Genomic DNA, 20,366 nt, shown 5'->3' with positions numbered 1-20,366 from the left:
CCCGGCCCCTCGCGGGGCCTTACGACCCCCCCGAGGCCCGCATGGGTCCCGGCGACTCCGATGAAGGATCTGCATGTCGAAAGAGGACATGATCGAGTTCAGCGGCACCGTGGTGGAGCTGCTGCCCAACGCGATGTTCCGCGTGAAGCTCGACAACGACCACATGGTTCTCGCCCATACCAGCGGGAAGATGCGGAAGAACCGCATCCGCGTCCTGGCCGGTGACCGCGTGAACGTCGAAATGACGCCGTATGACCTGACCAAGGGGCGCATCACCTTCCGCTTCAAGTAGCGGCAGGCGGGCACTCCCGATGTCTCGCCCGCCTTTGGTCCTCGCCTCCGCCAGCCCGAGGCGGCTGGAATTGCTCGCCCGCATCGGCGCGACGCCGGACCGCGTGCTGCCCGCCGATATCGACGAGACGCCGCGCAAGGCGGAGCTTCCGCGCGCGCTGGCGGGCCGCCTGGCCGTGGCCAAGGCCGAAGCCGTTGCCGCGCAATGCCCGGATTGCCTGGTGCTGGCCGCCGATACGGTCGTCGGCGTGGGCCGCCGCATCCTGAACAAGCCGGCAGATGCCGCCGAGGCCGCGAAGTTCCTGGCGCTGCTGTCCGGCCGCCGCCACCGCGTGACCACCGGGCTCTGCCTGATCCGCCCCGATGGCAAGCGGTCGAAGCGGGAGGTCGTGACCATCCTCGGCTTCCAGCGCCTGACCGCGGCGCAGATCGAGGATTACGTCGCCTCCGGCGAATGGCAGGGGGCGGCGGGGGGCTACCAGATCCAGAAGCGGGCGGAATCCTTCGTGCGCTTCCTGTCGGGCAGCCATTCCAACGTCGTCGGATTGCCGCTGTTCGAAACGGCGCAGCTGCTGCGGGGCGCCGGCTGGCTCACGCCGTGAGGGGCGATCGCATCCTGGTCAGCGCCTCCCCGGGCGAACGCCGGGTGGCGGTGCTGCGGGATGGCGCATTGCAGGCGGCGGCGATCGACCGGCCGGACCTGCCTGATGGCGTCGGTGACCTTCACCTGGGCCGCGTCACTGCCGTCTCCGCGGCCATGAGCGGCGCCTTCGTCGAGATCGCGGGGGGCGAGGCCGCCTTCCTGCCGGAAAGCGAAACCCCTCCTCCCCGCCGCCCCATCGCCAAGGCGGTCAGCGAGGGCGATTGGGTGCTGGTGCGCGTGACGCGCGCCGCCCAGGGCGGCAAGGGCCCGCGCGTGACCATGCGGCTGGAGGATGCGCCGCCTTTGCCCGCGACCCGCAAGCCGCAGCTTCTGGCGCGCGGCCCTGGCGCCGCCGAACGCCTGGCGCGCGCCCTGCCGGACCTGCCGGTGGAGACCGACAGCGCCGCCGTGATGGCCCTGCTGGGCCGGGACCGCGCACGCCTGGCCCAGGGCAACGCCTTCGACGAGGCGACCGAATCGGCCTTCGCGGAACTGGCCGAGCCCATCGTCACGCTGCCCGGCGGGCTGCGCCTGCACATCCACCCGACGCCGGCTTTGGTCGCCATCGATGTCGATGCCGGCCGCGCCGCGGGGCTGGGGGACGCCAGCGCCCATGGACGGGTGAACGAGGCCGCCGCCGCGGAGGTCGTCCGCCAGATCGTCTTGAGAAACCTGTCCGGCGCCATCCTGGTGGATTTCGCGGGGCTGCCCATCCGCAAGCGCCCGACGGTCCTGCCGCCGCTGGAGAAGGCGCTGGCGGCGGACCTGCTGGCGCCGGCCCTGCTGGGCGTGACGCGAATCGGGCTGGTGGAGATCATGCGCCGCCGGGTGCACCCCCCCTTGCACGAGGTGCTGGGCAGCCCGACCTCCTCCGCAACGCATCTGCTGGCCGCACTCCGCGGCATGGCGCGGGATGCGGCCGCGCGGCCGCATGTGGCGCTGGCGCTGCGCGCGGCGCCGGAAGTGGTCGCCGCGGCCGCCGCCCTGCCCATCGCGCTGGCGGAATACCAGGCCACCACCGGGCGCCGGCTGGTGCTGCGCGCCGATCGCGCGCTGCGGCCCGGCGAGGCGCAGATCGAGGAGGATCGCCCATGATCCAGGACGTGCCCCACGCCCCGAAGGCCAAGCGCTGCCCCATCTGCAACCGGGCGGAGATCCGCCCCGGCAGTCGATTCTGTTCCGACCGCTGCCAGACCATCGACCTCGGCCGCTGGCTGAAGGGCGACTATGCCGTGCCGGTGAAGGCCGAGCCGGACCCGGACGCCGAGGACTGAATCCAGCGTGCCGGGGTGGGTGGACAGGTGAAAACGCTTCCGCTATCACCCGCCTCCTCTACGGTGGGCCGGCACAACCGGCCTCTCGCTTGGGCCCAGGTAGCTCAGTTGGTAGAGCATGCGACTGAAAATCGCAGTGTCGGTGGTTCGATTCCACTCCTGGGCACCATTCCCCCCTCGCCTCCAGCAGCCTCTTCAACAGCAGGGAATTTCCTTGCGCGGGCGCGACGCATCGCCGACCGTTCGGTGATCCGGGATAAGGACCAACCCCCTTGGCCTATGCGCTGCAACAGCTGATCAACGGTGTCAGCCTGGGGATGATCTACGGCCTGATCGCGGTCGGCTACACGATGGTCTACGGCATCATCGGCATGATCAACTTCGCCCATGGCGACATCTTCATGATCGGCGCCTTCGTCGCGCTGACCGCCATGGTGATGCTGGTCTCCGGCGGGCTGATGGAAGGCCCCGCCGCCATCCTGCTGGTGCTGGCGATCTCCATGACCTTCACCGCGCTGTATGGCTGGACGGTGGAGCGCATCGCCTATCGCCCGCTGCGCGGCAGCTTCCGCCTGGCGCCGCTGATCTCCGCCATCGGCATGTCGATCGTGCTGCAGAATTTCGTGCAGGTCAGCCAGGGCGCCCGCGTGAAGCCGCTGGAGCCCCAGCTGCCCGGGGGCATCGAGCTGATGCGGGAAGGCACCTTCGTCGTCCAGCTTTCCTACATGCAGATGCTCATCATCGTCTCGACGCTGACGGTGCTGGGCATCTTCACCTGGCTGGTGACGAAGACGCCGCTCGGCCGAGCCATGCGGGCCTGCGAGCAGGACCGGAAGATGGCGTCGCTCCTCGGCATCGACACGGACCGCACCATCAGCCTGACCTTCGTCATCGGCGCGTCGCTGGCCGCCGTGGCGGGCACGCTGTACCTGCTGCGCTATGGCGTGATCGATTTCTACATCGGCTTCCTGGCGGGGGTGAAAGCCTTCACCGCCGCCGTGCTGGGGGGCATTGGGTCGCTGCCTGGCGCCGTGCTGGGCGGGCTGCTGATCGGGCTGATCGAGACCTTCTGGTCAGCCTATTTCTCCGTCCAGTACAAGGATGTCGCGGCCTTCTCCATCCTGGCCATCGTCCTGATCTTCATGCCGACGGGCCTGCTCGGCCGGCAGGAGGTCGAGAAGGTATGAAGGCCCTCGGCCCCGCGCTGCGGGACGCCGCCAAGGCCACCGCCGTCGCCTTCGGGCTTTTCGTCGTGATGGTCGGGCTGCGCACCGATGTCAGCCCGACCGGCGCGCTGTTCCTGCGCACGCGATGGGCGGAGGTCGCGATGCTCTGCGGTGCCATCTTCGCCGCGCGGCTCGCCATCGGGCTCTGGGTCACGCCGCGATTCATGAAGACGGCGGGTTCGTCGATGGCCGGGCCGCTGGCGCGCATCGGCAGCTTCTTCGCCATCGGCCTGCTGGTGGTCGCCGTCATCCTGCCCGCCATCCCGGGGATCGACCGCGGGCAGATCGACCTCGCCATCCTCGTGCTGACCTACATCATGCTGGGCTGGGGGCTGAACATCGTGGTCGGCCTCGCGGGGCTGCTCGACCTCGGCTACGTCGCCTTCTACGCGGTCGGTGCCTATTCCTACGCGCTGCTGGCGCAGTATTTCGGCCTGTCCTTCTGGGCCTGCCTGCCGCTCGCCGGCATCCTCGCGGCCTTCTGGGGCATCCTGCTCGGCTTTCCCGTGCTGCGGCTGCGGGGCGACTACCTGGCGATCGTCACGCTGGCCTTCGGCGAGATCATCCGCATCATCCTGCTGAACTGGGTGGATTTGACGGGCGGGCCCAACGGCATCAGCGGCATCCCGCGCCCTACCTTCTTCGGCCTGCCCTTCAACATGTCGGGCGACCCCGGCACCTTCGCGCATTTCTTCGGGCTGGAACCCAGCCCGACGCATCGCGTGGTGTTCCTGTACTATCTCATCCTCTGCCTGGCGCTGCTGACCAACTGGGTCACGATCCGCATCCGCCGCCAACCCATCGGCCGGGCGTGGGAGGCACTGCGGGAGGATGAAGTCGCCTGCCGCGCGCTGGGCATCAACGTCACCACCACCAAGCTGACCGCCTTCGCGCTCGGCGCCATGTTTGGCGGCTTCGCCGGCGCCTTCTTCGCCACCCGCCAGGCCTTCATCAGCCCGGAGAGCTTCACCTTCATCGAAAGCGCCATGATCCTGGCGATCGTCGTGCTCGGCGGCCTCGGCAGCCAGTTGGGCGTCGCCGTCGCGGCCATCGTGATGATCGGGGGGTTCGAGCTGTTTCGCGACCTCGGCGAATGGCGGATGCTGGTCTTCGGCGCGGCCATGGTCGTCATCATGGTGCTGCGGCCGCGCGGCCTCGTCGGCTCTCGCACCCCCACCGTGGCGCTCGGCCAACGCCGTGCCATCGGCGCCGAATTCGTGGGCGAGGGTCGGGGATGAGCGTGACGACCGCCGACATCCTCCGCGTCGATGGCCTGACCATGCGCTTCGGCGGCCTGCTGGCCGTGGATGGCGTGAGCTTCGAGGTCCCCCGCGGCACCATCACCGCCCTGATCGGCCCGAACGGCGCCGGCAAGACCACGGTCTTCAACTGCATCACCGGCTTCTACCGCCCGACCGGCGGCGCCGTGCATCTGGCCACCACGGATGGCCGGGACGTCGTCCTGAACCGGCTGAAGGACCACAACATCGCCCGCGCCGGCGTCGCCCGCACCTTCCAGAACATCCGGCTTTTCGCCGGCATGACGGCGCTGGAGAATCTGCTGATCGCGCAGCACGGCCCGCTGCACAAGGCGACGGGCTTCGGCATCGGCGCGCTGCTCGGCATCTCCGGCTACAAGGCCGCCGAGGCCGCGGCCATCGAGCGTGCCGCCGGCTGGCTGCGCGCCATCGGCCTGCTGGCCCGCGCGGATGACCCCGCGGGATCCCTGCCCTATGGCGACCAGCGGCGGCTGGAGATCGCGCGCGCCATGTGCACAGGGCCCGCGCTTCTCTGCCTCGATGAACCCGCCGCCGGGCTGAACCCGCGCGAATCGGACGATTTGGCCAAGCTGCTGCTGGCGATCCGGGACGGCACGGCGACCGCGGCCGCCCCCACCTCCATCCTGCTGATCGAACACGACATGGGCATCGTCATGCGCATCTCGGACCATGTCGTCGTGCTCGACCACGGGAAGAAGATCGCGGAGGGCCGGCCCGCCGCCATCCGCCAGGACCCCCACGTCATCGCCGCCTATCTGGGGGAGGCGGAGGAGGAATGACGAGGTTCACCCACCTGTCGAACCTGCGGCCCGTAGGGCCGAGGCCGCGAATGCGGCCCGCGGCTTATGCGTCACGCCGCAGGCGTGCCTTCGGCACGACGAAGCCAAGGGCCGCGGATGCGGCCCGCGTCACGCCGCAGGCGTGCCTTCGGCACGACGCGTCTGAGGGGCACGAAGGCGAAGCCTTCGTGCAAGAGAAATGACCCCCGCCGCACCCATGCTGGAAATCCAGGACCTCCGCACCTTCTACGGCGCGGTGGAGGCGCTGAAGGGCGTCTCCCTCCATGTCGATCCCGGGGAGATCGTGACCCTGATCGGCGCCAATGGCGCGGGGAAATCCACGCTGCTGATGAGCCTCTGCGGCGATCCCCGCGCCAAATCCGGCCGCGTGCTGCTGGATGGCGACGACATCACGGCGATGCCCACCCACCAGATCATCCGCCGCGGCGTCGCGCAGTCCCCGGAAGGGCGGCGCATCTTCCCGCGCATGACCGTGCTGGAAAACCTCATCATGGGCGCCCAATCCATGGGCCACGACCCGGGGCCGGAACTGGCGCGCGTCTTTGCCCTGTTCCCGCGCCTGAACGAACGCCAGGCGCAACGTGGCGGCACGCTGTCCGGCGGCGAACAGCAGATGCTGGCGATCGGCCGCGCGCTGATGTCGAAGCCGCGCCTGCTGCTGCTGGACGAACCCTCGCTCGGCCTGGCGCCGCTGATCTCCCGCCAGATCTTCGCCGCCATCAAGCGGCTGAACGAGACCGAGGGGCTGACCGTGCTGCTGGTGGAGCAGAACGCCAACCAGGCCCTGCGCCTGGCCCATCGGGGCTACGTGCTGGTGACAGGGCGCATCACCATGAGCGGGACCGGGGCGGAACTGCTGGCGCGGCCGGAAATCAGGGACGCGTATCTGGGCGGGGGGCACTGACGGCCCGCGGGGGAACGCTGTTCCCCCGCACCCCCTTGCCAGGGGGGAGACCCCCCTGGACCATCTTCAAAAGCCCGCCATCGCCCTCACCTCGGCCGAAGACCGGCCAGCCTCGCGCAGCGCGCGGACGGCCAGGGCGCCGTCGCGCTTCGCCAGGCGGCGGCCCGTTTCATCCACAAGCAGGGGATGGTGACGATAGGCGGGCTCGGGCCAGCCCATCAGCGCCTGGATCAACCGGTGCAGGTCGGTCGCCGGCAGCAGATCCTCCCCCCGGGTCACCACCGTCACCCCATCCCGCGCATCATCATGCGTGACACACAGATGATAGCTCACCGGCACATCCTTCCGCGCCAGCACCACATCCCCGAACCGCGCGGGATCGCAGCGCAGGCGGCCGCGCCCCTCCTCCTCGAAATCCAGCACCCCCACCCGCGCCAGCGCCACCCCCATGTCGAGCCGCAGCGCGAAAGGATCGCCCCGCGCCACCCGCGCCGCGCGATCCTCCGACGACAGGCGCCGGCAGATGCCGGGATAGAGCGGCCCATCCGGGCCCTGGGGGGCCCCGCCACTCGCCGCGATCTCCCGTGCGATCTCCGCCCGCGTGCAGAAGCAGGGATAGAGCAGGCCCATCCCCGCCAGCCGGTCCAGTGACGCCCGGTAATCCGCGAAGTGCCGGGACTGCACCCGCACCGGCCCATCCCAGTCGATGCCGAGCCAGCGGAGGTCCTCCTCGATCGCCGCCGTGAATTCAGGCCGGCAGCGGGTCGAATCGATATCCTCGATCCTCAGGAGAAAGCGGCCACCGGCCGCCCGCGCCCGCTGCCAGCCGCAAAGCGCGGAATGGACGTGGCCCAGATGCAGGAACCCTGTGGGGCTGGGTGCGAAGCGCGTGACGATCCCGGTCATCCCCGCCATCCTGCCAAGCTTCCGACACAACGCGAACCGGGGCCGATGACATGAGGGATGAGGAGGAGGGCCCGCGCTGGGGCCCGGCGGCGGGCGGCGCGCCCACGGCGCTGGTGGTGCTGCTGCACGGCGTCGGCGCCGATGGCTTCGACCTGATCGACCTGGCCCCGGGCTGGGGCAAGGCCGTGCCCGGCGCCCTGTTCATCGCCCCCCACGCGCCCGAAGCCTGCGACCTGGCCCCCTATGGCCGCCAATGGTTCAGCCTGCAGGATCGCCGCCCCGTCGCGATCGCCGCCGGCGCCGATGCGGCCTCCGGCGCCCTCTTCCCCTGGATGGACGGGCAGCGCCTGGCGCTGGGCCTGGGCTGGGACCGCGTGGCGGTGATGGGCTTCAGCCAGGGGGCGATGATGGCGCTGCGGGTCGGCCTGCACCAGGCCCGCGCCTGCGCCGCCATCCTGGCCTATTCGGGCGCCCTGCCCTGCCCCGTGCCGCCAGGCCCAGGCCCGCAGGTGCTGATCCTGCATGGGGAGGAGGATGAGGTCGTGCCCCCCGGCGCCAGCCGCAACGCCCTGGCCGCGATCGAGGGCGCCGGGCTGCCGGTGGAAGCCATGTTCTGCCCTGGCCTAGGGCATGGAATCGACGAGGTCGGCATCTCGCTCGGGGCGCTGGCGCTGCAGAAGGCGCTGTCCGCTTCTGTGTGACGGCCCCCATGACACCCCGATGAAACCTCGGAGATCGCCCGTTGCGCCGGCCCCTTCGCACTGGCACAAATGGCCGGACAATGCAGCTGTGCCACAGGATATGGGGCCTTACTGTCGTTGACGGCCCCAGTGCTGGGCTAGCTGCCATTCAGAGGAGTGGCGCTTGCCTGATGGCGGACACTTCGTTCAAGGGCAGTCCTTTCCCGCGCTCGTTCTGAACGCGGATTTTCGGCCGCTGTCCTACTTCCCCCTGTCGGTCTGGGCCTGGCAGGATGCGGTGAAGGCTGTCTTCCTCGACCGCGTCTCGGTCCTGTCGGAATACGAGACCGAGGTCCATTCGCCCCGCATGACCATGCGGCTGCCGAGCGTCATCGCGCTGAAGGAATACATCCCCGCCGCCCGCCGCCCGGCCTTCACGCGGTTCAACGTCTTCCTGCGCGACAGCTTCGCCTGCCAGTATTGCGGCCACCCGAAGCCGACGCCGGACCTGACCTTCGACCACGTCATCCCCCGCAGCCGCGGCGGGAGGACGACATGGGAGAACGTCGTCACGGCCTGCGGGCCCTGCAACCTGCGCAAGGCCAACAAGCTGCCGCGCGAATGCCAGATGGTCCCCCGCCTTCCGCCCCGGCAGCCCACGAGTTGGGAATTGCAGGAGAACGGCCGGTCCTTCCCGCCGAACTACCTGCATGAGAGCTGGCGGGACTACCTGTACTGGGACAGCGAGTTGGAGAACTGAGCGGGCATCACACCCGCTCGCTCACCCTGATCGCCACCTTGCACCCCGCCTTGATCGCCGCGCTCAGCAGCTTGTAGGCGGGCGCAAGCTCGGCCTCGTTCTCCAGCCCGATGTCGCGGTGCTCCAGTTCTTCCGCCCGGAACCGCTCGATATCGGCGCGCAGCGGGGCCTCGTCATCGCCGAGCGTCTCTGCCTGGGCGCGGTAGTGTTCGTCGATCGCCTCCTCCACCGCCACGGTGCAGGCCATGGCGGCGCGGTGGCCCATCAGGGCGGTGGCGGCGCCCAGCGCGAAGCCCGCGACATGCCAGATCGGCAGCAGCGCGGTCGGCCGCACCCGGCGCTTGGCGATCAGCCCCGCGAAGGTGTCCAGGTGCACCTGCTCCTGCGCCTTCATGTGTTCCAGGATCGGGCCGTATTTCGTGCGCCCCAGCACGGCCAGCTGCCCCTGGTAGATCCGCTTGGCGCCGTATTCGCCGGCATGGTCCACACGGATGGTGCGCGCCACGTATTCGCGGGGTGTCGGGTCACCCGGCAGGCGTCGTTCCCCGGTCTCTCGGTTCGGCATCAGACCCTCCTACGCGCCTGGCGGAAGACAAAGGCCGCCAGGCCCGCCGCATAGATCAGGTTCATCATCGCCATGGAAAGGGGGAGGCCCGGAATCAGGTAGGCGGGCTCGTCGCATGGCTTGCTGGGCACGGGGTTCAGGCTGCGCAGCAGGTCGTCCACGCTGCCGCCCGCCACCACGGGCGGCGCCAGGCAGGCCGGCAGCGGCGATGGCCACCACCCCTGCTCCACGCCGACATGCAGCACCGCGATGGCGCCGGAGGCCAGCACCGCCAGCCCCGCCGCCCGCAGCGCCCAGACCCGCCACCTCTCCGGCAGCAGCGCCGCCGCCGCCGCCAGCCCCGCCGCCACCCAATAGGGCCAGCGTTGCCAGAGGCACAGCGCGCAGGGCGCCAGCCCCGGCCAGCGTTCGGTGCCGAGCGCGATCAGCGGCGCCGCGGCCGCCAGGCCCGCCACCATCAGGGAGGACATCATGCGCCGTTCATCCTCCAACCCGTCGCCCCCCGCAACTGGACCACCCCCGCGCCGCGCCGTAGCCTGCCCCGCACCGAAAGCGGGGAGACGCGGGATGCTGACCATCTGGGGCCGGGCGAGTTCGTCCAACGTCATGAAGGTGCTCTGGCTGTGCGAGGAACTCGCCATCCCCTTCACCCGCATCGATGCCGGCGGCGCCTTCGGCCGCACAAGGGACCCCGACTACCTCGCCAAGAACCCCAACGCGCTCGTGCCCACGATCGAGGAGCCGGACGGCTTCACGCTGTGGGAGAGCAACAGCATCTGCCGCTACCTCGTCCGCAAGCACGCGCCCGGCCATGCCCTGTACCCCGCCGACCCGCGCCTGGCCGCGGATGTGGAGCGCTGGATGGACTGGCAGCAGGCCTCCCTCAACCGGCCCATGACCACGGTCTTCTTCACCTATGTCCGCATCCCCGAAGCCGATCGCGACTGGCCCGCGACACACAAGGCGCGGGCGGAGGCGGAGGCGCTGTGGGCCATGGTCGATGCAGAGGTCGCGAAGCACCCGTTCCTGTGCGGCGATTCGCTGACCTTGGCCGACATCGCGCTCGGCCCCTATCTGCATCGCTGGTTCGCCATGCCGATCGAGCGCGCGCCCATGCCGGCGCTGCGCGCCTGGTACGACCGGTTGATGGAGCGGCCGGGGTTCAAGGCGCACCTGGCCGGCCCGCTGGTGTAGGTCCAGCCTCTGGCGAGGCGGTCAGGGGGAGCAGCGCCCCCCCTACCGCGTCGCCCCCGGCGTCCAGGTCACATCCCCCGACCCGTTCCCGTTCAGCCGGCGCGACAGCACGAACAGATGGTCCGACAGCCGGTTGAGGTAGCGGATCACCGCGGGGTTCACCGCGTCCTCCGCCGCCAGCGCCACGGCCTCGCGCTCCGCCCGCCGCGTCACCGTGCGCGCGAGGTGGGCATGGGCGGCGCCGGGCGATCCGCCGGGCAGGACGAAGCTCCGCAGCGGCGGGATATCCGCGTTCATGGCCGCGATCTCCCCCTCCAGGCGCAGGCACTGGCCATCCGTCACGCGCAGCCGGTCCGTGCCGAGGCCTGGCACGCAGAGATCGGCGCCCACATCGAACAAATCGTTCTGGATGCGGCCCAGCATCGCATCCGCCTGGCGGTCCCCGGCCAAATGCAGGCGCAGCAGGCCGATGGTGGCGTTCACCTCATCCACCGTCCCATAGGCCGCGACCCGCAGCGCATCCTTCCGCACGCGGGACCCGTCGCCCAGCGAGGTCTCCCCCGCATCGCCCCCCCGCGTCGTGATGACGTCCAGCTTCACCATCGGCGATCTCCTTCAAGGCGGAAGCTGATATCGACGGCGGCAACCGCAACGACCGGCTGCCCATCCCGTGCCGCGGGCTGGAAGCGCCAGTTGCGCACGGCGCGCAGCGCGGCCTGGTCCAGCGCCTGGAATCCGGCGGATTGGTCCACGGCCACATCGACCACGCGGCCCGCCTGGTCCACCCGCACCCGCAGCCGCACGCGCCCCTGTTCGCCCCGCATCCGGCTGGCATAGGGGTATTCGGGCGCGGGGTTGGAGGCACCCGCCAGGGGCTGCGGCGCCGTCACCGCCCCCAACGCCTGAGCGCCGGCAAGGGAGAGCGGCGCGCTCGCCTCCGCGCCTGTACCGGCCGGTGCCACCGGCGCGGGACGCGCCTCATTGGGCAATGCGGGACGCGCCTCGGTGGGCGACGCGGGACGCGCCTCGGTGGCCGGGGCGGCGCGGGGGCGGGGCGGGGAGGGCCGCTGCGGCGGCACGGCGAGTTGCAGCGGCCGGGGCGGCGGCAATTCGAAGGCGGGCGTGGGCTCCGGCCGCGGCGCCTCCGCCACCGGTTCCGGCGGCGGAGGTGCGGGCGGCGGAGGTGTGGGCAGGGCCTCCGCCACCATGACCGGCGCTTCCGGTGGCGGGGGGGGCGCCTCGGGCGGGGGTGGCGGCAAGGCGGCGATCGCGACGGGCGCGGGCGCCAGCGGCGGAGCCGGGGCCAAGGTCGGCGGCGGAGCCGGGGCCAGGGTCGGCGGCGGAGCCGGGGGCAGGATCGGCGGCGGCGCGGCCGGGGCCGCGACGGGTGACGGAACAGCCGGCGCGGCAGGCACCGCGACGGGCGGGGGGGCGGGCGGCTCCGCTACGGCCGGCATCGCGGGCAGCGCCGCCATCGAGGGCGGTCCCGGCGGTGCCGGGATGTTCACCGGTGGCGCCGGCACGCTCGCCGATGGGGACGCGGCCTCCGCATCCGCCGCGTCGCTGCTGCCTGGGGTATCCTCGCCCCAGACCAGCGTGACACCCTGCTCCAGCGGCCTCGGCGGTGCCTCCGCCCCGCGGTCCACCAGCAGCGCCCCGGCCAGCGCCGCATGGACGCCGAGCGACAGCAGCAGGGGCCAGGACCGCCCGCCAGTCACAGCACCAGCACACCCTGGTGCTTGGCCTTGCCCTCGGGCTCCACATGGATGGTGATGACGGCGGAATCGAGTTCCGCCTTCAGCGCGGCCTCCACCCGGTCGCAGATCTCATGCGCCTGCGTCACCGTCATGTCGCCCGGCACCACCAGGTGGAATTCCACGAAGGTGAAGCGGCCGGAATGGCGGGTGCGGAGGTCATGCGCCTCGATCGCGCCTTCGGCATGGGTCGCGACCAGGCTGCGGATGCGGCCCAGCGCCTCCGGCGGCACGGCTTCATCCATCAGCCCGCCGACGGATTCGCGCATCAGCTGCCAGCCGGAGAACAGGATGTTCACCGCCGTCAGCGCCGCCAGCGCCGCGTCGATCCAGGCGATGCCCGTCAGCGCCACCAGCGCCACGCCGACGATCACGCCGCCGGAGGTCACGACATCCGACAGCAGGTGCCGCGCATCCGCGATGAGGGCGGGGGAGCGGGAGGCCCGGCCCCGGCGGAACAGGAAGGCCGACCAGGCCGCGTTGATCCCCGTGGCAATGGCGGAGACGACGAGGCCGGAGGCCGCTTCCTCCAGCACCCGCGGTGCCTGCAAGGCCGACCAGGCCTCATGCAGGATCAGCACGGCGGCGACGATGATCAGCGCGCCTTCCAGCACGGCGGAGAAGTATTCCGCCTTGGCATGGCCATAGGGGTGCTGGGCGTCGGGCGGCCGGGCGGAGACGCGGATCGCCGCCAGCGCCGCCAGCGCCGCGGCCACATTCACCACGCTTTCCACAGCATCGGCGAAGAGCGCGACGCTGCCCGTCAGCCACCAGGCGCCGGCCTTCAGCCCGAGCACCGCCATCGCGATGCCCACGCTGGCGGCGGCGATGGTTTCAAGGCGCGTCATGCCCGGCATGAGGCACGCCGGCGCGACGGGTGAGCGGACAAGCGGCAATCTCCTGCGAGGCCCGATTGATGCCGCGCCGGGGTGCGCTTCCGCAACCCCGGACCGTTCATGCCAGACCCCAGCCTTACACGGAGAAGTATTTCGCCCGCGGATGGTGCAGGACGATCGCGCTGGTCGATTGCTCGGGATGCAACTGCCATTCATCGGACAGCGTCACGCCGACGCGATCCGCCTTCAGCAGCCGCAGCAGCCCCTCCTGGTCCTCCAGCCGCGGGCAGGCGGGGTAGCCGAAGGAATAGCGGCCGCCGCGGTAGCCCTGGCTCAACATCCTGTCCATGTCGCGGTCATCCTCCCCCGCGAAGCCGAGTTCGGCGCGGATGCGCTTGTGGACGTATTCCGCCATCGCCTCCGCCATCTCCACCGACAGGCCATGGAGGTAGAGGTAGTCCTGGTAGCGGTTGTCCTCGAACCAGTCGCGCGCGATGTCGGACGCCTTCTGGCCGACAGTCACGACCTGCAGGCCGATCACGTCACGCTTGTCCGGCCCGTCATCGATATCCCGCACGAAATCGGCGATGCATTCGCCATCGGCCTTGGGCTGGCGCGGCAGGGTGAAGCGCCAGGCTTCCGTGACGCCATCCTCCTCGAACAGCACCATCTCATTCCCCTGCCCCGCGCATTTCCAGTAGCCGTAGATGGCCTGGGGCTTGAGGATGTTGTCCGCCTCCGCCAGCGCCAGCATGCGCTTCAGCACCGGGCGCAGTTCCTGCTTGGCCCAGCCGAGGAAATCCTCCAGCGAACGCCCAGCCTTCTTGAACCCCCATTGGAATTGATAAAGGCTGCGTTCGTTGATGAAGGGCACGATCGCCTTGGGCGCGGATTCCATCACCCGCGGACCCCAGAAGGGCGGCACCGGCACGGCGCTTTCGGCGGCCACGCGGCGGCGGCGCTCCTGCGCGTATTTCACATCCACGGGCGCGAAGCCGCGCGGATCCGCCTGGCCCAGAACCCGCTTCTCGTTCTTCGACTTGCCGACGCGCTTGGTCTGCAGAGCCGCGAGGTAATCGTCGAAGCCGTTGCCCATCACCTTGTCCATGAGGTGAAGGCCATCGAAGGCATCCCGCGCATAGGCCACGCGCCCGCAGGCGTAGGACTTCACGCAGTCATCCTCGACATAGTTGCGCGTCAGTGCGGCGCCGCCCAGCATCACGGGAATGTCGATTCCCTGGCGGCTCATCTCCTCCAGATTCTCGCGCATCACCACGGTGGACTTCACCAGCAGCCCGGACATGCCGATGGCATGCGCCTTGTGCTGCTTCGCGGCGGCCACGATGTCGAGCAGCGGCACCTTGATGCCGAGGTTGACGACCTTGTAGCCGTTGTTGGTCAGGATGATGTCGACCAGGTTCTTGCCGATGTCGTGCACGTCGCCCTTGACGGTGCCGAGCACGATGGTCCCCTTCTCCTGCCCCTCGACCTTCTCCATGAAGGGCTCGAGGTAGGCGACGGCGGCCTTCATCGTCTCCGCGCTCTGGAGCACGAAGGGCAGCTGCATCTTGCCGGCGCCGAACAGCTCGCCGACCACCTTCATGCCGTCCAGCAGCACGTCGTTGATGATGGAGAGCGGCGTGTTGCCCTGGTCCAGCGCGGTCTGGAGCTCATCATCCAGGCCCTTGCGGTCGCCATCGACGATCCGGTCCTTGAGCCTGCCCTCCACCGTCTCCGCCCGCTTCTTCGCGGTGGTATCGGCGGCCTTGCGGCCGGAGAAGATCTCGAGCGTCTTCTGCAGCGGGTCGTAGCCTTCGCGGCGGCGGTCGAAGATCAGGTCCTCGATCACCTGCACTTCCTCGGCCGGGATCTGGTGCAGCGGCTTGATCTTGGAGACGTGGACGATGGCGCCCGTCATGCCGGCCTTCACGGCGTGGTCCAGGAACACGCTGTTCAGCACGTGGCGGGCGGCCGGGTTCAGGCCGAAGCTGATGTTGGAGAGACCCAGGATGATCTGGATGTCCGGGAATTCGTCCCGGATCATGCGGATGCCCTCCAGCGTCCAGACGCCGAGCTTGCGGTCATCCTCGTTGCCCGTCGCGATGGTGAAGGTCAGCGGGTCGATCATCAGGTCGGATTGCGGCAACCCGTGCTGGTTGCAGGCGAAATCGACCAGGCGACGCGCGATGCGCAGCTTGTCCTCCGCCGTCTTCGCCATGCCCACTTCGTCGATGGTCAGCGCGATGACCGCGGCGCCGAACTTCTTCGCCAGCAGCAGGCGATCCCGCGCCGCATCCTCGCCATCCTCGAAGTTGATCGAGTTGATGATCGGCTTGCCGCCATGCAGCTTCAGTGCGGCCTCGATGACCGGCGTTTCCGTCGAGTCGATGACCAGGGGCGAGTTCACGCTCGAGGTGAAGCGCCGGATCACCTCGTTCATCTCGCGAACCTCGTCGCGGCCGACGAAGGCCGTGCAGACATCGAGGCTGTTCGACCCCTCCGCCACCTGTTCACGGCCGATGGCAACGCAGCCATCCCAATCCTGCGCTTCCTGCCGCTGGCGCCAGACCTTGGACCCGTTGGCGTTGCAGCGCTCGCCGATGGAGAAGTAGCTGTTCTCCTGCCGCAGCGACGTCGCGCTGTAGAGGCTGGCGACGGAGGGCACCCAGACGGAATTGCGCTTCACCGGCGCCGGGCGCGTGCGCGCGCCGCCATGCTTCCGCAGCAGATCATCCAGCGCCTTGATGTGCGGCGTGGAGGTGCCGCAGCAGCCGCCGATCAGGTTCAGCCCATCCTCCAGGATGAAGCGCTCCATCCAGGATGCCAGCTCCTGCGGGCCGAGCGGGTAATGCGTCTTGCCGTCCACCAATTCCGGCAGGCCGGCATTGGGCTGCACGCTCAGCATTCCCGGCCAGTTCTGCGACAGCCAGCGCACATGCTCCGCCATTTCCTGCGGCCCCGTCGCGCAGTTCAGGCCGATCAGCGGCACATCCAGCGCATGCACCACCGTGGTCGCGGCGGCGATGTCCGGGCCGACCAGCAGCGTGCCCGTCGTCTCCACCGTCACCTGCACGAAGATCGGGATGTCCGACTTCGTCTCCGCCTTCGCGATCTTGCAGGCGTTGACGGCAGCCTTGATGAACAGCGTGTCCTGGTTCGTCTCCGTCAGCAGCGCATCCGCCCCGCCCGCGATCAGCCCGCGGCACTGCGCCACCAGCGCGGCCTCCAGCGTGTCGTAGTCGATATTGCCGAGGCTCGGCAGCTTGGTGCCCGGGCCGATATCGCCGATCACCCAGCGGTGGCGGCCATCGGCGAAGCTGTCAGCCGCTTCCCGCGCCAGTTCCACGCTGAGCTTGTTGATCTCGAAGGCCTTCTCCTCCAGCTCGAACTCGCCGAGCGTGATGGGGCTGCCGCCGAAGCTGTTGGTCAGCACCATGTCGGCGCCGGCCTCAAAGTAGCTGCGGTGGATGTCGCGCACGATGTCGGGGCGGGAGAGGTTCAGCACCTCCGTGCAGTTCTCCTTGCCCCAGAAATCCTTCTCGACCTCCAGCGTCATGGACTGGATGCGCGCGCCGAAGCCGCCGTCGCAAAGCAGCACCTGGTCCTTGAGGGCATCGAGCAGATGGGGGCGCGAGGTCATGCGGTATCTCTCAGCAAGGAAGGTCGGATCAGAGGGCGATGGCGTGGGTCGGCTGGGCGAAGCCGGCGACGCGCCGGGCAGGCCAGAGCCGGACGGCCAGCGGCCCCGGAACCTCGATGGGGGCGGCAAGCGTGCAGCCGGCGGCGCCGAGCCAGCCGGCGATCGCGGCATCGTCGAAGCCGGGCCAGCGATGGGCGTGGCGCTGCAACAGGTCGGCCCGCCCATGCGGCGCCAGATCGGCGATGATCAGCGTGCCCTCGGGATGCAGCACGCGGGCGGCTTCCGCCACGGCGGCGGCCGGGTCCTCGGCGTAGTGCAGCACCATCTGCAGCGCCACGGCATCGAAGGCGCCATCGGCGAAGGGCAGGCGGTACATATCCGCCTGGCGCACCGCGGCGCGATGCGCGATGCCGCGTTCCGCGATCCGCGCGCGGGCCAGCGCCAGCATGTCACGGCTCGCATCGACGCCGAGCGCCCGTTCGACCCGATCCGCCACCAGTTCCAGCAGCCGCCCCGTGCCCGTGCCGATATCCAGCAGCGCGGCCGCACTTGGCGGCAGCAGGCTGACGAGCGCCTGTTCGATGTCGCCGGCCGGCAGGCCTAGCGCGCGCAACTCGTCCCAATCCATGCCCCCCTCACGGAAGGCGTCGGAGGCCGCGCGGGCGCGTTCGGCGGCGATGCGCGCGGCGGCGCGGCGATCCGCGGCCAGGCGGGGGTCATCCTCCGGCAGCCGGGCCAGGATCATCCGCGCCACGCCGGCATCGCCGGGCAGCTGGAAATAGGCGTTGGCGCCTTCCGGCACCCTCTCCAGCAGCCCGGCTTCCACCAGCAGCTTGAGGTGGCGGGACAGGCGCGGCTGGCTCTGCCCCAGCACGTCGCAGAGGTCGCTGACGCACAGCGCACTGCGCGCGCAGAGCGCCAGCAGCCGCAGCCGGGTCGGCTCCGCCGCCGCGCGGAGTTGCATCAGAAGGTGATCCATGGCTTGCAAATGACATAAACATATCCTTATGTCCAGTGCATGGCATGGTCCCTCGACGCCCGAATCCCCCTGAGCCTCCTCCCCCCCGGGGGGGACCTGCCGGCGCTGCTCGCCATCGGCAAGCCCGCGGCCCTGCTGGCGGAAGCCCCGCCCGACCCACTGCCGCCCGGTGCGGTGGCCCAGGTGAGCTTCGACCCCACCGGCCCGTCCCACGCCGCGTCCTGCGCCTGCTGTGCCGGGCGCAGTGCGGCGGCGGATGCGCTGGACCGGCTGTTCCAGGCGCGGGTGCGGGGCCAGTGCGGGTGGTTCGACCGCGTGGTGGCGGTGGTGGAGACGGAGGCCGCCCGGGCGGAGGTCGAGGCCGCGCTGCGCGAGGATGCCGTGACGGTCGCACGCTTCCGTCGGGTGTAGAGGCTATCTGACGACGGTCCAGGGGCGCCACGCCCCTGGCGGATGGGGTTTGGGGAAGGCAGCGCCTTCCCCAATTCACCCGCGAATCTCTAGGAGACCACAGCCTCCGCCGCCCCCAGCCCGCTGATGGCCACGCGCAGCGCCCCTTCGGCGGCGATGCTCTCCCCCAGCCCCGCCACCACCAGCAGCGCCCCGGCCGGCAGCCCACCCCAGCCGCGCGCGACCTCCGCCGCTTCCGCGAACAGCGCCACCAGGTCAAAGTCATCCCCCCGCCGCCGGTGTCCCGCCGGCCCGATGGCGATCCGCACCGGGGCCGCGGGCATCGGCTTGCCGCGCCCCGCCACCACCAGGCCAAGCCGGGCCAGATCCGCCGTCAGCGCCAGGGCGTCGGCGGGTGCCTGGGTGAAGCGGGTGGAGGACAGGTCGATAGCGGGGTGGACCCGCGCCAGTACCGGCGGGCCCTCGCCCAGTTCTTCCGCCAGCACGCCGATGACGGCGGCGCTGGCCAGGCCGTGGCGCAGCATCCCGGAGGCGATGGGCGATCCGGAGGGCACCAGTCGCCCTTCCACCATCGGCCCCGCGATATCCAGGCCGCGCAGCACGCGCAGCCCGCAGGGGGTGATGGAGAGCGTGGCCAGGACGCCGGCCGCGATCTCCTCCGCCTCCGCGATCGTCGCCGGCGCCAGGCCCTCTGGCAGCACGGCCAGGGGGTTGCCGGTCTCCACCGCCTCCGCCAGCCAGCGGGCGGCGCCCTCGATATCGGTTGCCATCAGCGCGGTGCCATCAGTTCCCGGCCGTCAGTTCATCGAGGGCAGGCGGATTTCCTCTTCCTCCTGGAACCCGCCCGTGGGGGGCGCATCCAGGGCGGCGGGGACCGAGCCATCGGCCGGCCCGCCGGAATACAGCGTCTCCGGCAGCCAGGTGACGAGGCCCGGGAAAAGGTAGACCATGCCCATGCAGAAGACGACGATGTAGATGAAGGGCATGCAGCCCTTGAAGATGTCCTCCAGCTTCACGTGCGGCGGCGCCACGCCCTTCAGGTAGAAGGCGGCCATGGCGACGGGCGGGCTGAGGAAGCTGGTCTGCAGGTTCAGCGCCACCAGCACGCCGAAGAACAGCGGGCTGACGCCGAAATCATCCAGCAGCGGCAGGAAGATCGGCACGAAGATCACGATGATCTCCGTCCATTCCAGCGGCCAGCCCAGGATGAAGATGATGACCTGCGCCAGCAGCATGAAGGTGAAGGCGTTCAGCGGCAGGGACTTGATGAATTCCTCCACCACTGTCTGCCCGCCGAGGTAGCCGAAGACGGAGGAGAAGATGTAGCTGCCGACGAAGAGCCAGCAGACCATGGCGCTGGTCCGCGCCGTCAGGAACACGCTTTCCTTCAGCTTCTGGAAGGTGAAGGCGCGATAGATGATGGCGAGGATGATGGAGCCGAGCGAGCCCATCGCCGCCGCTTCCGATGGCGTGGCCAGGCCCGTCAGGATGGAGCCGAGCACGGAGGCGATCAGCAGCGCCAGCGGCAGGAAGGATTGCGCCAGCGCGATGAAGATCTTGAAGACGGGGACGTTCCGCTCCTCCGGCGGCAGGCGCGGCGCCATCTCCGGCTTGAAGATGCCGACGCCGATGGCATAGACGATGTAGAGCACCGCGAGCGAGATGCCGGGGATGAAGGCCGCGGCGTAGAGCTGCACGACGGACACGCCCGCCGTGGCGCCATAGAGGATCAGCATGATGGACGGCGGGATGAGGATGCCGAGGCACCCGCCTGCGCAGGTCACGCCGGCCGCCAGCTTCGGGTCGTAGCCCGCGCGCAGCATGGCGGGGAAGGCCAGCAGCCCCATCAGCGTGACCACCGCGCCGACGATGCCCGTGGCGGTGGCGAACAGCGCGCAGGTGATGAGGGTGGCGACCGCGAGGCTGCCCGGCACGCTGCCCGATGCCAGCTGCAAGGACCTGAACAACCGGTCCAGGATGTTCGCGCGTTCGATGATGTAGCCCATGAAGACGAACAACGGCACGGAGATCAGCACGTCATTCGCCATGACGGCGTAGGTGCGCTGCACCAGCAGGTCGAAGACCCGGTCCTGCATGCCGAGGTAGCCGAAGAACAACCCCATCGCCATCAGCGTGAAGGCGATCGGGAAGCCCAGCATGATGAAGAACAGGAACAGCAGAAGCTGCGTGAGCCCCAGCGCGGCGTCACTCATGGCGTGGTAT

General features: G+C 70.0%; 22 protein-coding genes and 1 tRNA gene. 13 read left to right on the top strand and 10 right to left on the bottom strand.

All coding sequences use genetic code 11. The features are described 5' to 3' along the window. Positions 1 to 73: 73 nt before the first annotated feature. The 9 genes from infA to ACTIE5_RS12790 all read left to right on the top strand — a co-directional run bounded on the left by infA (position 74) and on the right by ACTIE5_RS12790 (position 6,418). Complete coding sequence (gene infA / locus ACTIE5_RS12830) at positions 74 to 292, top strand: translation initiation factor IF-1 (protein WP_092956859.1); 219 nt, start codon at positions 74 to 76, stop codon at positions 290 to 292. Between the two features lie 19 nt (positions 293 to 311). Continuing rightward, complete coding sequence (locus ACTIE5_RS12825) at positions 312 to 893, top strand: Maf family protein (protein ID WP_439550096.1); 582 nt, start codon at positions 312 to 314, stop codon at positions 891 to 893. Beyond that, positions 890 to 2,029, top strand: coding sequence for a ribonuclease E/G (locus tag ACTIE5_RS12820; protein WP_439550095.1), 1,140 nt, complete (start codon positions 890 to 892; stop codon positions 2,027 to 2,029). The genes ACTIE5_RS12825 and ACTIE5_RS12820 overlap by 4 nt, the downstream gene beginning before the upstream one ends. Continuing rightward, positions 2,026 to 2,208: a DNA gyrase inhibitor YacG gene (locus ACTIE5_RS12815; RefSeq protein WP_439550094.1), complete on the top strand. Its 183-nt coding sequence runs from the start codon at positions 2,026 to 2,028 to the stop codon at positions 2,206 to 2,208. The genes ACTIE5_RS12820 and ACTIE5_RS12815 overlap by 4 nt, the downstream gene beginning before the upstream one ends. 93 nt (positions 2,209 to 2,301) lie before the next feature. Beyond that, a tRNA-Phe gene (locus ACTIE5_RS12810) sits at positions 2,302 to 2,377 on the top strand. Between the two features lie 103 nt (positions 2,378 to 2,480). After that, a complete protein-coding gene (locus ACTIE5_RS12805; protein WP_439550093.1) occupies positions 2,481 to 3,395 on the top strand; it encodes a branched-chain amino acid ABC transporter permease in 915 nt (304 codons plus the stop codon). After that, positions 3,392 to 4,672, top strand: a complete 1,281-nt coding sequence (gene livM / locus ACTIE5_RS12800) for a high-affinity branched-chain amino acid ABC transporter permease LivM (RefSeq protein WP_439550092.1) — start codon at positions 3,392 to 3,394, stop codon at positions 4,670 to 4,672. The genes ACTIE5_RS12805 and livM overlap by 4 nt, the downstream gene beginning before the upstream one ends. Continuing rightward, complete coding sequence (locus tag ACTIE5_RS12795; protein WP_439550091.1) at positions 4,669 to 5,493, top strand: ABC transporter ATP-binding protein; 825 nt, start codon at positions 4,669 to 4,671, stop codon at positions 5,491 to 5,493. Before livM ends, ACTIE5_RS12795 begins: the two co-directional genes overlap by 4 nt. Before the next feature lie 199 nt (positions 5,494 to 5,692). Further along, positions 5,693 to 6,418 (top strand): ABC transporter ATP-binding protein, encoded by a 726-nt coding sequence (locus ACTIE5_RS12790; protein WP_439550090.1) that lies wholly within the window; start codon positions 5,693 to 5,695, stop codon positions 6,416 to 6,418. A gap of 66 nt (positions 6,419 to 6,484) precedes the next feature. On the opposite strand, the gene gluQRS is transcribed toward ACTIE5_RS12790, so the two are convergent. Continuing rightward, positions 6,485 to 7,324 (bottom strand): tRNA glutamyl-Q(34) synthetase GluQRS, encoded by an 840-nt coding sequence (gene gluQRS / locus ACTIE5_RS12785; protein ID WP_439550089.1) that lies wholly within the window; start codon positions 7,322 to 7,324, stop codon positions 6,485 to 6,487. A gap of 50 nt (positions 7,325 to 7,374) precedes the next feature. Here gluQRS and ACTIE5_RS12780 point away from each other — a divergent pair, with 50 nt between their 5' ends. Then, entirely contained in the window at positions 7,375 to 8,025 is a 651-nt protein-coding gene (locus tag ACTIE5_RS12780; RefSeq protein WP_439550088.1) for an alpha/beta hydrolase, read from the top strand. A gap of 163 nt (positions 8,026 to 8,188) precedes the next feature. Next, the gene (locus ACTIE5_RS12775; protein ID WP_092956832.1) at positions 8,189 to 8,764 is read left to right on the top strand and encodes an HNH endonuclease; all 576 of its coding nucleotides are present in this window, start codon (positions 8,189 to 8,191) and stop codon (positions 8,762 to 8,764) included. Between the two features lie 7 nt (positions 8,765 to 8,771). Here ACTIE5_RS12775 and ACTIE5_RS12770 read toward each other — a convergent pair whose 3' ends face one another. Both ACTIE5_RS12770 and ACTIE5_RS12765 read right to left on the bottom strand, forming a co-directional pair. Next, entirely contained in the window at positions 8,772 to 9,329 is a 558-nt protein-coding gene (locus ACTIE5_RS12770; RefSeq protein WP_439550087.1) for a demethoxyubiquinone hydroxylase family protein, read from the bottom strand. Next, entirely contained in the window at positions 9,329 to 9,802 is a 474-nt protein-coding gene (locus tag ACTIE5_RS12765) for a disulfide bond formation protein B (RefSeq protein ID WP_439550086.1), read from the bottom strand. The genes ACTIE5_RS12770 and ACTIE5_RS12765 overlap by 1 nt, the downstream gene beginning before the upstream one ends. Positions 9,803 to 9,896: 94 nt before the next feature. Here ACTIE5_RS12765 and ACTIE5_RS12760 point away from each other — a divergent pair, with 94 nt between their 5' ends. Then, positions 9,897 to 10,523: a glutathione S-transferase family protein gene (locus ACTIE5_RS12760; RefSeq protein ID WP_439550085.1), complete on the top strand. Its 627-nt coding sequence runs from the start codon at positions 9,897 to 9,899 to the stop codon at positions 10,521 to 10,523. Positions 10,524 to 10,565: 42 nt separating this feature from the next. Here the strand turns inward: ACTIE5_RS12760 and ACTIE5_RS12755 are convergent, their stop codons facing one another. The 5 genes from ACTIE5_RS12755 to ACTIE5_RS12735 all read right to left on the bottom strand — a co-directional run bounded on the left by ACTIE5_RS12755 (position 10,566) and on the right by ACTIE5_RS12735 (position 17,717). Further along, complete coding sequence (locus tag ACTIE5_RS12755) at positions 10,566 to 11,126, bottom strand: cob(I)yrinic acid a,c-diamide adenosyltransferase (protein ID WP_439550084.1); 561 nt, start codon at positions 11,124 to 11,126, stop codon at positions 10,566 to 10,568. After that, entirely contained in the window at positions 11,120 to 12,241 is a 1,122-nt protein-coding gene (locus ACTIE5_RS12750; RefSeq protein ID WP_439550083.1) for an energy transducer TonB, read from the bottom strand. The genes ACTIE5_RS12755 and ACTIE5_RS12750 overlap by 7 nt, the downstream gene beginning before the upstream one ends. Continuing rightward, complete coding sequence (locus tag ACTIE5_RS12745; RefSeq protein WP_439550082.1) at positions 12,238 to 13,125, bottom strand: cation diffusion facilitator family transporter; 888 nt, start codon at positions 13,123 to 13,125, stop codon at positions 12,238 to 12,240. Before ACTIE5_RS12745 ends, ACTIE5_RS12750 begins: the two co-directional genes overlap by 4 nt. 124 nt (positions 13,126 to 13,249) lie before the next feature. Further along, positions 13,250 to 16,753 (bottom strand): methionine synthase, encoded by a 3,504-nt coding sequence (gene metH, locus ACTIE5_RS12740; RefSeq protein ID WP_439550081.1) that lies wholly within the window; start codon positions 16,751 to 16,753, stop codon positions 13,250 to 13,252. A 28-nt stretch (positions 16,754 to 16,781) separates the two neighbouring features. Further along, positions 16,782 to 17,717, bottom strand: coding sequence for an ArsR/SmtB family transcription factor (locus tag ACTIE5_RS12735; protein WP_439550080.1), 936 nt, complete (start codon positions 17,715 to 17,717; stop codon positions 16,782 to 16,784). A 54-nt stretch (positions 17,718 to 17,771) separates the two neighbouring features. Here ACTIE5_RS12735 and ACTIE5_RS12730 point away from each other — a divergent pair, with 54 nt between their 5' ends. Then, positions 17,772 to 18,143 (top strand): hypothetical protein, encoded by a 372-nt coding sequence (locus tag ACTIE5_RS12730; protein WP_439550079.1) that lies wholly within the window; start codon positions 17,772 to 17,774, stop codon positions 18,141 to 18,143. Positions 18,144 to 18,232: 89 nt separating this feature from the next. On the opposite strand, the gene ACTIE5_RS12725 is transcribed toward ACTIE5_RS12730, so the two are convergent. Next, entirely contained in the window at positions 18,233 to 18,913 is a 681-nt protein-coding gene (locus ACTIE5_RS12725) for a hypothetical protein (protein ID WP_439550078.1), read from the bottom strand. A 27-nt stretch (positions 18,914 to 18,940) separates the two neighbouring features. Next, positions 18,941 to 20,356 (bottom strand): TRAP transporter large permease, encoded by a 1,416-nt coding sequence (locus tag ACTIE5_RS12720; protein ID WP_439550077.1) that lies wholly within the window; start codon positions 20,354 to 20,356, stop codon positions 18,941 to 18,943. Positions 20,357 to 20,366 lie beyond the last annotated feature (10 nt).

Origin of the sequence: Falsiroseomonas sp. (genome assembly GCF_051859025.1) — a bacterium.
Taxonomy (GTDB): domain Bacteria; phylum Pseudomonadota; class Alphaproteobacteria; order Acetobacterales; family Acetobacteraceae; genus Falsiroseomonas.
The sequence above is the reverse complement of the archived record's forward strand: the minus strand, read 5'-3'. Positions and strand labels throughout refer to the sequence as shown.